Consider the following 14518-nt stretch of genomic DNA (forward strand, 5'->3'; position numbering starts at 1 on the left):
ATAAAAGTTACTTTATCATGGAGTAAATAGTCTGCGGAATACGATTCAATGCTACTTGCTTATCTACGCCACCAAGATCATAAGCTACCTTTGGCATCCCATAAACTACCGATGTTGCCTCATCCTGCCCGATAGTCTTGGCACCTTTTCTTCTCATAGATAGTAGTCCCTTGGCACCATCGTACCCCATGCCGGTAAGGATAACACCCACTGCGTTACTGCCGACCTCCTTTGCTACGGATTCAAATAGGATATCAACAGAGGGACAATGCCCGTTAACCTTATCTCCTTTAAAGCATTCCACCTTGTATCTGTCACCAATTTTTTTAACCCGCATATGTTCATCTCCGGGTGCAATGAGTACCAAGCCAGTCTCTATATAATCTCCATTTTTTGCTTCCTTAACACTTAGACAGGTAGTGTTGTGAAGCCTTTCAGCAAACATTTTAGAAAACACCGGCGGTATATGCTGTACGATTACAATCCCCGGCATTTGCCTTGGCAAGCCGCTCAATATACTAGAAATAGCCTCTGTACCTCCTGTTGAAGCACCTATTGCAATTAGTTTTTTACTTATGCTCTCCTTTCTAATTTCCTGCACCCCCTGTAATACTCCTTGCCCTTTCAAATGAGAAACTTTTGCTGTTGAAGCAATTTTAAGCTTAACAACCAGTTGGTTAATAAAGGATTGCACATGAATCACCGACTGATTATCCGGTTTAGCAACAAAATCTACTGCTCCTGCATTCATGGCATCAAATACCGCATCAGTAACTGCACTAACTACAACAACGGGTATGGGATACTGAGGCATCAGCCTTCTTAAGAATTCTATTCCACTCATTTTAGGCATTTCAACATCACATGTCATTACATCAGGTTCATAGTCAATTATTTTATCCCTTGCATCGAAGGGGTCTCCAGCAACTGCTACTACCTCAATATAAGGGTCAGAACCTATTCCTCTTGCAATAATCTCTCGAAAGACTATACTATCATCAACAACAAGAACACGGATTTTTTTCATATTAGCTCCCATCTGTGTGCCTAGCACTATCTGCGCCTGTACACTAGTCTCCATTCTGCCAAGAATCTATAAATAAGCTATTTTACACTGATTTCCTTCCGGTAAACAGCCGGCATAATGTATTTAAAATCCGTTTCTTCTCTATTTAAGGCCTCCGAATGCCCAATAAATAAATATCCTCCCGGCTCCATGCTGTTATAGAATTTTTGTATAAGTTCACGTTTTGTTTTGGCATCAAAATATATCATTACATTTCTACAGAATATTACATGGAATTTTTTCTTAAATGGAAAAACGCTATCCATCAGATTTAGTTTACGAAAAATAATTTCACTCTTTATCTTATCTGAAATCTCCCAGTTATTTTCCGTTCGTTTTTTTAAATAGACATCTTTCCATAAACTAGGCAACGCTTGAATATCTTCATAGGAGTACATTCCCTTTTGGGCTTTTTCCAGTACTTTAGTTGATATATCCGTTGCCAAAATTTTAGTATCCCATACATATTTCTCTTTACCAAAGTACGCATCAATTACCATTGCTAGCGTATACGGTTCTTCCCCCGAAGAACAGCCTGCACTCCAGATTCGTAAATCCTTATCTTTTGACTGCATTTTTAAATACGGTAACACAGTATCTCTAAAATAATAAAAATGCTCTACTTCTCTCATAAAAAAAGTATGGTTTGTTGAAATTTTGTTAATTAAAGTAGTTGCCGCCTCTCCGGTTTTATCTGATACAACATACTCATAATATTCAGAGAAACTTTTGAAGTTTTTTTGCATCAATATAGTACTTAGTCTGCCTGTAACTAAAGATAATTTTTCTAACTTAAGATTAATACCATAGTTATTTTTTATGTAACCGGCTAATCTAAGAAATTCCTGTTCAGTAATTGTGTACATAAAATCACCTGCTGTATGTTAATATCTGCAATTATTTCGACCTATTTTTATATATTATATCATATTTTGATAATAATACGAATTGTTTTTGCAGTTTTTAGTAGAAATATGGGTAAAGAATATCCCCCCTGTATTTAATTTTACAATCTTGTAAAAATACAAAGAGGATATCCTTATTCATCTAGACAAGTTTTTAATACTTGCCAAATTCACGATCACTTAATATAATTCTATTCTTTCCTGGTAAGGCAGCATCTCCCTCACCCGGTTCATTGCTATTTTTTGCTTTATCAGATAAGCCGTCTAACATCCTTAAAACCTCAGGACTGATGTCTTCGAATTTGCGAAAGCCTTGATTTACTCTTTTTAAACGGAATTTGCTGACTGCTTTTCTTAGCAATTCTGCTTGGCTTGATAACTCTTCACTTGCCGCCGCGCTTTCCTCTGAAGTAGCAGAGTTGGTTTGGACTACCTGTGATACCTGCATAATTCCTTGATTTATCTGTGCAATAGCACTTGCCTGTTCGTTAGAGGCAATTGCTATATCCCCAACTAAACCAGCTGCTTTTGCAACATCCTCAACGATTTTATTTAAGGCCGTAGCCGTATCATTAGCAATTTTTGTACCAGCTTCTACCTTTTGGATAGAACCCTCTATCATGTCGGTAGTTTCTTTCGCTGCATTAGCTGATCTGGCTGCAAGGTTTCGTACTTCCTCTGCAACCACTGCAAATCCCTTTCCGTGCTGTCCTGCTCTTGCTGCTTCCACCGCTGCATTGAGTGCAAGTATATTGGTTTGGAAGGCAATTTCATCAATTACTTTTATTATCTTTGAAATATTAGACGAGGACACATTTATCTCCTCCATCGCCATTTGCATCTCTTTCATCTGATGATTACCCTGTTGTGCATTATTCTTTGCAACCTCTGCCAATTCATTTGCCTGGTTAGCGTTCTGAGCATTTAATCTTGTCTGAGAAGATATCTCTTCTAAGGATGCTGTTAATTCTTCTATGGAACTGGCTTGTTCCGTTGCTCCCTGGGACAAGGCAATACTAGAATCGGAAACCTGTTTAGAGCCGGCTGCAACTTGGTCGGAGGCAGCTGCAATATTATTTAGTATTTCATTATTTTTTTCTACCATTTCTGCAAGTTTACGTCCCAGTAAGTCATTCTCAGAACGTACCTCTACATCAATTGTTAAATCTCCGGCGGCAATGCTCTCCGCTGCTTTTGCCTGCCCTCTAATATTGGTTATCATCCGGTCAAAAGAATCAGCAAGGCTGCCTATCTCATCCTTGGTACCCGATTCCACATTCACATTAATATCACCAAGAGCTAGTTTGTTAGCGGCCTCAACCATTTTATTTACAGGTCTGCTTATAATCCTTGAAATGAAGATTCCCAGAGCCACTGCAATTACCATGCCGGCAATCACTATAATTATCATTGTTATGGTTGCTGTTGCTGCTGCCTTGCTGTTTGTATCCGAACTATTTTCTGCATTTTCTATTTTTAAATCCAACAACTTATTTGACAACTCAGTTACCTTATTCGATATAGTTGCCCCGTCACTATACATGCTCTGTATCGCTTCATCTGTATGGCCGGACGTTACTTTATTAATTAAATTCTCTTTATATACCTTAAAGTCATCCATGGCCTGTTCTAAAGCCACAAAGTTATCTCTTACATCCTGCGTTTTAATTCCTCGTTCAAAAGCTGCCATGCTTTCTGCAATATAAGCATCTGTTTTAGTTAAGCTTTCTAAAGAGTTCTGCCATTCTGCTGTACCTTCCTCCAAAATAACTATATCTCTTAAAAGAGAACGTTGTATCTGGTACTCTCTCATCACCTTTCCAAGGTCACCCAGTGTTACGGTGTGACTTTCATACATCTCGGTATCCAGTTCATCGATGCGGGTTATGTTATAAATTCCTACAATACCAACGATTCCTGAGATTAAGGCTACAATAATAAAACTTATTACCAGTTTTGAAGCTATCTTTAAGTTATAAAACCATTTCATACTGTTTATCCTCCGTGATGTATTCCGTCTTATAATGATTCCTTTAAATCTTCTACTTCAATTTCGGTGAGCAGTTTTTCACAGTCCAGCAAAAGCTTAACTTCTGTGCCTACTTTTCCAATATTCTTAATATACCGGTTCTGATACCCTTTATTTAGCTTGGGTGGCTCTACCATGTCCTTATCATCTATGGACAAAACCTCTGATACGCTATCTACTATGAGTCCAATTGATAGTTCTCCGATGTCCACAACAATAATACAGGTTCTATCATTGTAATCCCTTGGCTCTTTCTTAAAACGAAGCCGCACATCCATAACAGGTATAATCTTCCCCCTTAGATTTATAATACCTCTAACATATTCCGGGAGTTCAGGTATTTCTGTAATGGACTGAATACCTATAATCTCTGTTACGTATCTTATTTCTAGTCCATAGGTTTCCTTTCCTAAAGAAAAGGTCAAAAATCTCCCTTTTTGTGTGTCCTCTTCAAGTTCAATATCCTCTTCCCTTATCTCCTGCATTGCTTCACATCTCCTTTCCTATTAAACTTATCCATATATAAAACCGCTTAAGTAAGCTTCTTGCGGATTCTATAAATGCTTAGGCTAAAAATAATTGTTAACTATCCCTGCAATGTCAAGTATAAGGCTGATGTTCCCATCTCCTAGCAAGGTACAACCTGACAGTCCGTTTATTTTACGTATTCTGCGGATGTATTCCGGCAGTGCCTTTACTACCACCTGCTGCTGGCCCAACAGCTCATCAGCAAAAATACAGACTGTTTTCTCTTCCTGTTCAATCATAATAATAACACCCTCTTCATAGCTTTTATGTGCATTATTAACCTTAAATACCTCATACAGCCGAAGTATGGGATAGCACTGTCCCCTGACCATTATAATTTCATTCCCTTGTGGATCAGTTATGATATCCTTTTCCATCGGGCGGAAAAATTCCTTAACAGATATAGTAGGGAGGGTGTAGCAGGCTTCTCCAACCTTTATATTCATCCCGTCTATGATAGCAAGGGTTAATGGAATCTTTAGAGTTATTGCAGAACCCTTATCCGCACTGCTGTCTACCGATACAGAACCTCCGACCACTTCAATATTCTTAACTACCACATCCATACCAACACCGCGACCGGAAAATTCTGATACCTTTTCCTTCGTAGAGAATCCGGGAAGAAAAATAAGCCCATACACTTCTTTATCTGTATACTCCGCTTCCCCTTTTACTAAAAGCCCGTTTTCTTTGGCTTTCCCAATTATTTTTTCACGACTTAAACCTTTTCCGTCATCTCTGACAATTACCACCACATCACTGCCTGCATTTTTAGCTTCTAAAGTCAAGGTGCCAGCTGCTTCTTTTCCCTTTGCCATCCTTTCCTCCGGCAATTCAATTCCATGGTCTAGGGCATTACGAACCAGGTGCATTAAAGGGTCCGATATATGTTCAATAATATTTTTATCTACTTCTGTATCTTCTCCTTGTATAGAGAGTGTTACTTCTTTACCTAACTTCTTGCACATATCCCTGACAACCCGCTGCATTTTATGAAAAGTAGCTGCTAGGGGTACCATTCGAATCGACATAACTGTATCTTGAATTTCATCCGTAATTTTATTCAATTGTCTGGCTGCTTTATAAAAATTATCCAGTACCAATCCTTTTAGATCTGAATTTTGTACCACCATAGCTTCTGCTATTACCATTTCCCCAACTAAATCCATTAATTTATCAAGCTTGGCTACATTTACACTTATAATGCTCTGCTGCACATTAGCCGGTCTACTTTCTTTATCCGTTCTTTCTTTATTTTCTCTACGTAAAGTCTGCTTTCCATCTTGCTCCTCCTTCGCAGCCTCCTCATATTCAATTGTTAGATTTACATTTCCTGAAACCTCTTGTTTCCCGGTGTTTTGGCAGTAGAGTTTGTATAAATCTATTGAATCTTCTATTTTATTTAGTTCTACCATCTTTACAAAAGCGGTTTGATAAAAAAATTCGTAAACCTCTGCTTCTTCCAACCAAGTCTTAAAGTATAACTGTAGTCCGTCTTTCCTGATAACTTCCGTACATTTATCATTTTCAATAATATCTTCCGGTAAAAAGAACATCTCATTTACTTTGGGTTTTAAGTGATGTATCAGACCAAAGGCTCGTATATTTTCCATTTCACAGCCTTCTTCAAAGAAAATAATAGATTGATAGATTCCCCTACTCTCTTCCTCAGCATCATTGCTGTAATAATTCCCCTCACAAGATGACTCTGTATTTTCTGTATTACAATCTGTTTTCAGTTTTGTCATATCTTTTAATTCATTCAGATATGCTTCAATTCGATGAATTAACTCACTAAAGTTTCCGTCTAAGTCATCCTCGTTTTTTATTTTTTCTACCTCTACTTTTATGTAATCAATTCCTTCTAGTATAAGGTCAGTCAGAACAATATAACTAAGATCTACCGGCTTTTCATCTCTGATATAGTAAAACAAATCTTCCATTGCATGTGCCAGGGATGCTATATTCTGATACATCATCATGGAAGCAGAACCCTTTATGGTGTGCATAATTCTAAAAATCTCATGAACCGAGTCCTCGGAATAACCTCCTGCCCTCTCACTATTTAATATACATTCTTCTAATTGCCCGATGAGCTGTTCTGTTTCAAACAAAAACACATCTAACATCGAATCATTGGTATTCTCCATCGACAATATACACCTCTTTACAATTACTTTTAGTAATTACTCTTAGCATATCTGACTCAATACTTTCATAACAAGATCTTCTTTAAAAGGTTTTACGATAAATGATTTTGCTCCTGACAGGATTGCTTCTTTTACAAGCCATTCCTGCCCCATTGCCGTAATCATAACCACATTGGCTTCCTTATCGCTTTTTATTATTTCTTTTAGTGCATCAATTCCTGACATTTCCGGCATTGTAATATCCATTGTCACAATGTCCGGCCTTAACTCCAAATACTTTGCTACTGCCGCTTTACCATTATCTGCTTCACCAACGACTTCATAATCGTATTTTGACAAAATGTTTCTAATTGACAACCTCATAAACGCTGCATCATCAGCTATTAGTACTCTCTTCATTGCTTCCTCCTTTTTAGGATTATTCACTAGACAAAACTTAAACTTTAGTAGAATAGTAAAACAAATCAAATAATTATTCCTTATTTTCCCATAACTAAATGGTATTTTTCGTTAATTTTGACATGTTTTATTATATATAATTCTTCGACATTTATCAACAAAATTCTCTTGTTTTATTTAACAATTTTGAAAATTATGTACAAAATAACGAAAACTTAACGAAAATTAGTTTGTAAACTAATGTTGCAAAAAAAGTAATACCTTTAAACAAAATTACATCGTCTAAAGATATTACTCGTATTATATCTATTCTGTTTTCGAAGAATCCCCTTCTTGCTCCTGATTGCCATCCGGTGCTTCTGTATTATGTTCCGTTGCACCCTTCTCTGATTCCTCTTCCGTTTTTTCTGCTAAAGAAAAGTTACAGGATACAGAAATCACACTGTCATTCGGTCCAGGTACCTGATAAGTTACTTTGTAAAGTCGTTCATCTACCTGCTTTATAATTACCTTTACCAAATCCGTACATTCTTCGTTATTGCTGTTAACCGCCATCACTCCCTGCATTACATACGCCTCAGTAATCTCAGTATGATAAGGAATATTCATATGATGGTAGATTCCTTCCAGCTTAATATCCGGAAAATATGTAAACTGTACCGACTCGCTAGCTGTATTACCAACTTGGTCAGAAGCCTTATAGGTCACTATATATGCATATTCACCATTGGCTTTTAAACTTACCTTAATGTCTTTTGCTGCCAGTTTGCTATAGTCATCCGTAACTTTAACTCCCTTACGTGCTAAAGCGGTGATAGCTTCCTTTCCAGACTCCCATTGTTTTTTTGTCAGGGATTTAAACTCAATTCCCGTCATGACCGGAGCTGTCGTATCTACACTTACGGTTGCCACCTCTTTTGCTTTCTTTTTATTTTGAGCTGTTAGTGTATAGGTTATAGTATATACCGTATCAGATTCTTTTTTAATGGCTACTTTGATATCTTTATTTGATAATTTCTTAGAGGACAGATATGCGGTAACACCTTGTAAAGCGAAAGCTCTGTCAACTACCGTATCTGAATCAATTACCCTATCAGAAACACCTTTTATAACAGGAGGCTCTTTCATATTATTTACAGTTACCGTTATTGTTTTTTCAGCGGAACGGCCTAATAAATCAGTAACCGTATATTTAACAGAATATTTACCTGCCGTATGGATATCTACTGTACCTTCTATCTGAATTTTTCCGGTAATGTCTGTCCCGGATGTAGACAACGCCTTTACACCACTTAGAAGATTTACCTGTGTTCCCCAATCAATTGTTTTGTTACTGACTCCGCTAATTGACGGTGTTTTATGATTGAAAGGATTGTCCTTACTAGGGTCTGTGGGGTCCCAACCGGTACCTGGTAAAAGTTTCATGGTTTCAGGTTTTCCAAGGGGACCTGGATCCTTGGAATTGTATATTTCCACTGTGGTTCCAAGAGGGCAGTTATCATATAACCATTTTGCATCAGCTACTGTAAGCCTGACGCAGCCATGAGAGGCTGCTGTTCCAAGTTTATTATATTGTGCCGCAGACAATGTAGTTGCATCCATCTGGTAATACCAAACAGAGTGAAATAAGATTCCTCTTACAATTCTTGTTGAATACTGTCCCCAGACATCACCCATTAAAAGCTTCCATCTATATTTTGCCGGAGTTTTATAAACACCAAGTGGTGTGTCCACACCAGTGGAACAGGTAAACGCCTTATACGGAACCGTATATTCCCCCTTCTTATCCTTTTTATATACCGTTACGACATTTTGCTGCTTGTTAACTTTAATATAATAGGGATATTCTGTTTTTGCCGAGGTTGTTAGAAAACTGACTAATATACTGGCTAAAAGGCAAACCATACTTAGAATAATCGTCTTTCGTAATCTGAATCTCGCTGGTATCATTGATTACTCCTTACTTATTAAATTATTTACCCGTAAAATTTTCCAATAAAGGTAAACTAGATACAACATAAGAAAAATTTGTGTTATTCTTATGTCAAAACTATTTCAAAACTGTTAAACGGCAAACTGACTGTAATATAGCGTATGGTAAAATCCTTTTTTCTGTAATAATTCTTCATGGCTGCCTTGTTCTATGATATCTCCATTTTTTAATACCAATATGATGTCAGCTTCTTTTATTGTAGATAAACGATGGGCAATAATAAAACTGGTTTTACCCTCCATCATCTTAGAAAAGGCTTTCTGAATATTAATTTCTGTTCTGGTATCAATACTGCTGGTAGCTTCATCTAATATAAGCATAGGTGGATCAATAATTAAAACTCTTGCTATGGTAAGAAGCTGTTTCTGTCCCTGTGACAGATTGCCTCCGTCTTCATCAATTATAGTATCATAGCCATTTGGCAGCTTACTGATAAAGCTGTGAGCCTTCGCCGCCTTCGCTGCTTCTATAATCTCTGCTCTGGTAGCTTCCGGTTTACCATATGATATATTGTCGGCTACCGTTCCTGAAAACAACCAGCTTTCCTGTAATACCATACCAATTGTCTGACGCAGGTTATCCCGGTTCACCTGATAGATATTAGTTCCATCAATTTTGATTTCTCCACCATTTATATCATAAAAACGCATTAACAGGTTTACCAGAGTGGTTTTACCAGAGCCTGTAGGTCCTACAATTGCTACCATATTTCCTTTCTCTACTTCTAGATTTAAGTTTTTAATTAAGGGAACCTCCGGACGGTAGGAAAAGCTGACACCGTTAAAGCTTACTCGGCCCTGACAGTCTTTTAACTCTGCTTCCGGCACATTCACAGGTATTTCCGGCTCTTCATCTAACAAGGCAAATACCCTTTCCGCAGAAGCAAAGGCTGCCTGTATCTGTGACGTTATAGACGTAATTTCATTGATCGGTTTTGCAAACTGATTGGAATAATTTAAAAAGCTCGCAATATTACCTATGGATAATTTAGCTGCTAAAGCTAAAAAACCACCAATTATTGTTACAGACACATAGGCAATGTTATTGACAAGTCTTGTCGTAGGATTGGTAAGAGAGGAATACCACTGTGCCTTCTGCCCCGCCTTATATAGTCTGTCATTGATTTCTTTAAAGGACTTATAAGCTCTATCTTCATAACCAAATGCTTTTACGATTTTTTGGTTTCCTATCATTTCTTCGACAAACCCGTTTAGTTCTCCCACTGTCTGGGACTGTTTTGCAAACATTTTCCTGGAGTGCTTTGCAATGAATGAAGCAATAAAAAAGCATAGGGGGGTTATAAATACAACAATCAAAGTAATTAAAGGGCTAATAGTTAACATAAAGATAAAACAGCCTGCAATAATAACTACAGCTGACATTACTTGTGTGATTCCCTGGAATAATCCATCTGAAATAGCATCAATATCATTGGTTAGCCGGCTGATGACATCACCATGGGAATGGTTATCATAATATTTAAGCGGCAGAGTATTTAACTTATTGAATGCATCTTTCCTTATATCGTGTATCGTATTATTGGCGGCCACACTGCTAACTACTGACATAAGCCACTGAAATAAACTGCTCAAAACATAAATTATCAGTAACTTAATAAGCAGAATTACCAGTCCATTAAAGTCAACATTTCCTACTCCAATTATTTTATCTATGGCCTGACCGGTTAAAAGTGGTGTAAATATATACAGGGTATTTCCTATTAAGGCAAATAGAAAAACAACAATAAGCTGAAGCTTATATCTGCCTATATATCCCCATAGTCGTTTTATGGTTGATTTTTTCATGTTTGGCTCCCATCTGCGACCTTAGTCGCGTTCAAATCAAGGGGTTGAATGTCTTTATTCAACTATATATTCTTTTTACATATCGCTGAACACAGTCATTCTATCACTTACAAGTAAACAAGCAGAAAGATTCACTGTGCAAATTTAAATCTAAGCTCCTGGGCTTTCTATTTCCTGAGACTGACAAATCTCTTGGTATACCTGACAGCTTTGCATCAATTCGGTATGTGTTCCTATACCCGATATACTCCCCTCATTTAGTACAATAATTTGGTCAGCATTTCGTATGGTACTGGCTCGCTGGGATACAATAAAGGTTGTCATATCTTTCGTATAAGTCTTAATTGCTTTTCGTAAAGCAGCATCGGTTGCAAAATCAAGGGCATTAAAACTGTCATCTAGAATAAGGATTTCAGGCTGCTTTATCAACGCTCTGGCAATGGTAAGTCTCTGTCTTTGACCTCCTGATACATTAACACCGCCTCTACGGATTACTGTATCATAGCCATCCGGCAGACGTTCAATGAATTCACTGGCCTGGGCAATATCTGCTGCTCTTTTAACCTCTTCAATTGTAGCTTCCTCTTTACCCCATTTTATATTTTCGGCTATGGTACCGGTGAATAAAACCGTTTTTTGTGGTACAATTCCTATTCTTTCCCTGAGCTCTTCTAAATTGTACTCTCTTACATCCTTCCCATTGACAAGTATACTTCCCTTGGTTATATCATAAAACCTTGGGATTAAATTGATTATCGTGGACTTACCGGAACCAGTACCTCCAATTATACCAATGGTTTCTCCCCGTCTTACACGAAAGGATATGTGCTCGATATCATATTTTTCGCTTTCTTCCTTAGCAGAAGTTTGTCTGTGTTCGGAATATTTTTTATATGCCATAAATACATCCCTGAATTCTACGATTATATCATTTTTCTCTTTCTTCTTACTTTCAATCCCCTGATTTGATGAAACTGGGCTTACAATACTAGAACGGGTACCCAGAACTTCTTCTACCCTTCCTGCAGAGGCATAGGCCTTCGTAAAAATTACCACAAGATTGGATATAACTATAAGTGCTGCCAGTATCTGAGTTACATAGCCTACAAAGGCAATTACTTCACCGGTGGACATATAACCGGTATTAACCCGGACACCTCCATACCAAATAATAGCACCTATTGCAAAGTTTAAAATCAGGCTGGTTAAAGGATTTAGGAGAGCTGATACCTTCCCAACCCTAATAGCATTGTCGGAATATTCTTTATTGCGAACAGCAAACTTCTTCAGTTCATAATCTGTTCTGGCAAATGCCCTGATAACCCGGACACCACTTAAATTTTCACGGAGTACTAACGCAATCTGGTCTAGTTTTCCTTGCACAGCCCGGTATAAAGGCACTGTTTTTTTCATAGTTAATAATAGAATACAGACGAATAGGGGTAATACAATAAGTAGTATGACAGATAGCTTTATATCCAGCATAAAAGACATAAATACTCCGCCGATACAAAGAAAAGGAGCACGTATCACAAGACGTATCAGCATGGCAACTGCTAACTGTACCTGATTTACATCACCCGTAATTCGGTTTATCAGTGAAGAAGTTCCAAACTTATCAAGCTCTGTATTAGACAGCGTACCTATATGAACAAACATCGCATTTCGTATGTCTGTACCTACTCCCTGCGATACTATCGAAGCACTGTATTGACAGATTAGTGCACACACTACACCTACAAGAGCTGTTAAGAGCATTACTCCGCCCATTTTTATAATATAGTTTCTATCTCCATTGGCAACACCGATATCGATGACCTTTGCCATAAAAAAGGGAAGAAACAATTCCAGTACAGCCTCCAGTAATTTAAAAAACGGACCTATAAACAGCAGTTTTTTGTATGGTTTTAAAAATTTTGTTAATTGTTTCATTTAAACACCTAAACTTGACCTTTCTTTTATACTCTATTTTGCCCTGATTGGTTTGAAAAACCAATTGTCCTAGATTATAGCACTAATTCTAGTATTTGTTAATACAATAGGCAAAAATTATGAACTTATTAATTTTTTGTTTAAATATTAAAGTTCCCAAAATAGGAAAAAGAATACAAGCTGTCCATTACAGTCTGTATTCTTTCTCCTCTAAGTATTAACCCTCAACGGATGTAGGTGCTTGAATCAGAGATTTATATTTCCATTTACCAGAAAGGTATCTGACGCAGCCTACGATTGAAGTAAAGAACCAGGTTAATCCTGTTGCCCACCAGATGCCCTGATAACCGATAACACCTGCTAATACATTGGCAAATAGTACTCTGCATACAACTTCTGTAAACCCCATCATCATTGGTATTTTTACATCTCCTGCACCGCTTAACATATTTCTCGTTACAAAAATCAACCCTACAAATGAGTAAAAAAAGCAAGGTACTCTTAACGCTTCTATACCAATCTGCATAACTAATTTGTCATTATCTTTTGTGAACCAATCCATAATGAAGCCTCCTCCAAAATAAATGATTGGAAGCATTGCCAAACTAAAGGCTAAGATAATCCGTACTGCTGACCGTAAGCCCTGTTTTACTCTGTCAATATTGCCGGCACCCATATTTTGTCCGGTATAAGCTGCCACCGCTGCACCAACTGACATACCCGGCTGTAAAATCAACTGTTCAATTCGGCTGGCAGCGGTTGCTGCTGCCATAACCGTATCGCCGTAACTGTTAATAATACTTTGCAATGCCATGGTTGAAAGTGATACAAAGGAGTTTTGAAGCGCAACCGGAATACCTAATCTAAGACATTTTTTAACAATCTCCTTATCCGGCACAAAATCTTTTAACGGCATTCTTAAAATTTTAACTTTTGCCAAGGCATATAAAACACACCCCACTGCGGCTACTACTTGGGATATTACTGTTGCTAAAGCGACCCCCATAACACTCCAGCCAAACCCCACTACAAATAATAAATCAAGTACTATATTTAGCAGACAGGCAACAATCAGAAATATAAGTGGAGTTAATGAATCTCCCAATGCCCGCAGAATGGAAGCCATTCCATTATAAGCACCAATTGCTACAATACCTAAACAAACTATTTTCATATAGATATTTGCCTGTCCTATTATATTCTCAGGTGTTTTTAGCAGCCGGAGCATAGGCTCGCTTAATATATATCCAATAATACCCATTATTAACGAAGCACCTAAGACTATATAAGCCGCCGTGGCAAAGCTCTTCTTCACATTTTCTTCATCCTTTGCTCCAAAATACTGGGCAGTTACGATAGATACCCCTGCTGCCAGTCCAAGTGCAAGGGAAAAGAAGAAGAAATTTAAGGGTCCTGTGGTTCCCACTGCTGCCAGGGTATTACTTCCCTCATATCTGCCTACTACAATAGAGTCAACCATGTTATAGAGCTGCTGAAACAAATTACCGACCAACATAGGTAATGCAAACTTAAGCAACAGTCCCGTTGGTTTTCCTAAAGTCATATCATGTGTTAGATTTTTTGCCATTTTTCCATATATGCTGTGTATTAACGTATTTATTGCAAATAAACTAGTACCAGCATCCTTTCTTCTTTATGTGATCTTACATTAACCTAATAGCCCTTATTATACGTTTCATTAATAAATGCA

Annotated in this window: 10 protein-coding genes; all 10 read right to left on the reverse strand. The window is 37.6% G+C overall.

Annotated elements, in window-relative coordinates:
* Positions 1 to 7 precede the first annotated feature (7 nt).
* Positions 8 to 1027 (reverse strand): protein-glutamate methylesterase/protein-glutamine glutaminase, encoded by a 1020-nt coding sequence (locus tag acsn021_RS15875; RefSeq protein WP_184093390.1) that lies wholly within the window; start codon positions 1025 to 1027, stop codon positions 8 to 10.
* 77 nt (positions 1028 to 1104) lie between these two features.
* Positions 1105 to 1932 (reverse strand): CheR family methyltransferase, encoded by an 828-nt coding sequence (locus acsn021_RS15880; RefSeq protein WP_184093391.1) that lies wholly within the window; start codon positions 1930 to 1932, stop codon positions 1105 to 1107.
* Positions 1933 to 2125: 193 nt separating this feature from the next.
* Positions 2126 to 3961, reverse strand: coding sequence for a methyl-accepting chemotaxis protein (locus acsn021_RS15885; RefSeq protein ID WP_184093392.1), 1836 nt, complete (start codon positions 3959 to 3961; stop codon positions 2126 to 2128).
* A 29-nt stretch (positions 3962 to 3990) separates the two neighbouring features.
* Positions 3991 to 4485 (reverse strand): chemotaxis protein CheW, encoded by a 495-nt coding sequence (locus acsn021_RS15890; protein ID WP_184093393.1) that lies wholly within the window; start codon positions 4483 to 4485, stop codon positions 3991 to 3993.
* An 84-nt stretch (positions 4486 to 4569) separates the two neighbouring features.
* Positions 4570 to 6678: a chemotaxis protein CheA gene (locus acsn021_RS15895; RefSeq protein WP_330601786.1), complete on the reverse strand. Its 2109-nt coding sequence runs from the start codon at positions 6676 to 6678 to the stop codon at positions 4570 to 4572.
* A gap of 42 nt (positions 6679 to 6720) precedes the next feature.
* Complete coding sequence (locus acsn021_RS15900; protein ID WP_184093395.1) at positions 6721 to 7077, reverse strand: response regulator; 357 nt, start codon at positions 7075 to 7077, stop codon at positions 6721 to 6723.
* Between the two features lie 306 nt (positions 7078 to 7383).
* Complete coding sequence (locus tag acsn021_RS15905; protein WP_184093396.1) at positions 7384 to 9027, reverse strand: L,D-transpeptidase family protein; 1644 nt, start codon at positions 9025 to 9027, stop codon at positions 7384 to 7386.
* A 114-nt stretch (positions 9028 to 9141) separates the two neighbouring features.
* Entirely contained in the window at positions 9142 to 10875 is a 1734-nt protein-coding gene (locus acsn021_RS15910) for an ABC transporter ATP-binding protein (RefSeq protein ID WP_184093397.1), read from the reverse strand.
* A 150-nt stretch (positions 10876 to 11025) separates the two neighbouring features.
* A complete protein-coding gene (locus tag acsn021_RS15915; RefSeq protein WP_184093398.1) occupies positions 11026 to 12807 on the reverse strand; it encodes an ABC transporter ATP-binding protein in 1782 nt (593 codons plus the stop codon).
* Between the two features lie 217 nt (positions 12808 to 13024).
* Positions 13025 to 14395, reverse strand: coding sequence for an MATE family efflux transporter (locus tag acsn021_RS15920; RefSeq protein ID WP_184093399.1), 1371 nt, complete (start codon positions 14393 to 14395; stop codon positions 13025 to 13027).
* Positions 14396 to 14518: the final 123 nt, after the last annotated feature.

This window comes from Anaerocolumna cellulosilytica (assembly GCF_014218335.1).
GTDB lineage: Bacteria > Bacillota > Clostridia > Lachnospirales > Lachnospiraceae > Anaerocolumna > Anaerocolumna cellulosilytica.

Coding starts and splice junctions, on each gene's coding strand:
- acsn021_RS15875 (WP_184093390.1), bottom strand. CDS start 1,027: ATGAAAAAAATCCGTGTTCTTGTTGTTGATGATAGTATAGTCTTTCGA.
- acsn021_RS15880 (WP_184093391.1), bottom strand. CDS start 1,932: ATGTACACAATTACTGAACAGGAATTTCTTAGATTAGCCGGTTACATA.
- acsn021_RS15885 (WP_184093392.1), bottom strand. CDS start 3,961: ATGAAATGGTTTTATAACTTAAAGATAGCTTCAAAACTGGTAATAAGT.
- acsn021_RS15890 (WP_184093393.1), bottom strand. CDS start 4,485: ATGCAGGAGATAAGGGAAGAGGATATTGAACTTGAAGAGGACACACAA.
- acsn021_RS15895 (WP_330601786.1), bottom strand. CDS start 6,678: ATGGAGAATACCAATGATTCGATGTTAGATGTGTTTTTGTTTGAAACA.
- acsn021_RS15900 (WP_184093395.1), bottom strand. CDS start 7,077: ATGAAGAGAGTACTAATAGCTGATGATGCAGCGTTTATGAGGTTGTCA.
- acsn021_RS15905 (WP_184093396.1), bottom strand. CDS start 9,027: ATGATACCAGCGAGATTCAGATTACGAAAGACGATTATTCTAAGTATG.
- acsn021_RS15910 (WP_184093397.1), bottom strand. CDS start 10,875: ATGAAAAAATCAACCATAAAACGACTATGGGGATATATAGGCAGATAT.
- acsn021_RS15915 (WP_184093398.1), bottom strand. CDS start 12,807: ATGAAACAATTAACAAAATTTTTAAAACCATACAAAAAACTGCTGTTT.
- acsn021_RS15920 (WP_184093399.1), bottom strand. CDS start 14,395: ATGGCAAAAAATCTAACACATGATATGACTTTAGGAAAACCAACGGGA.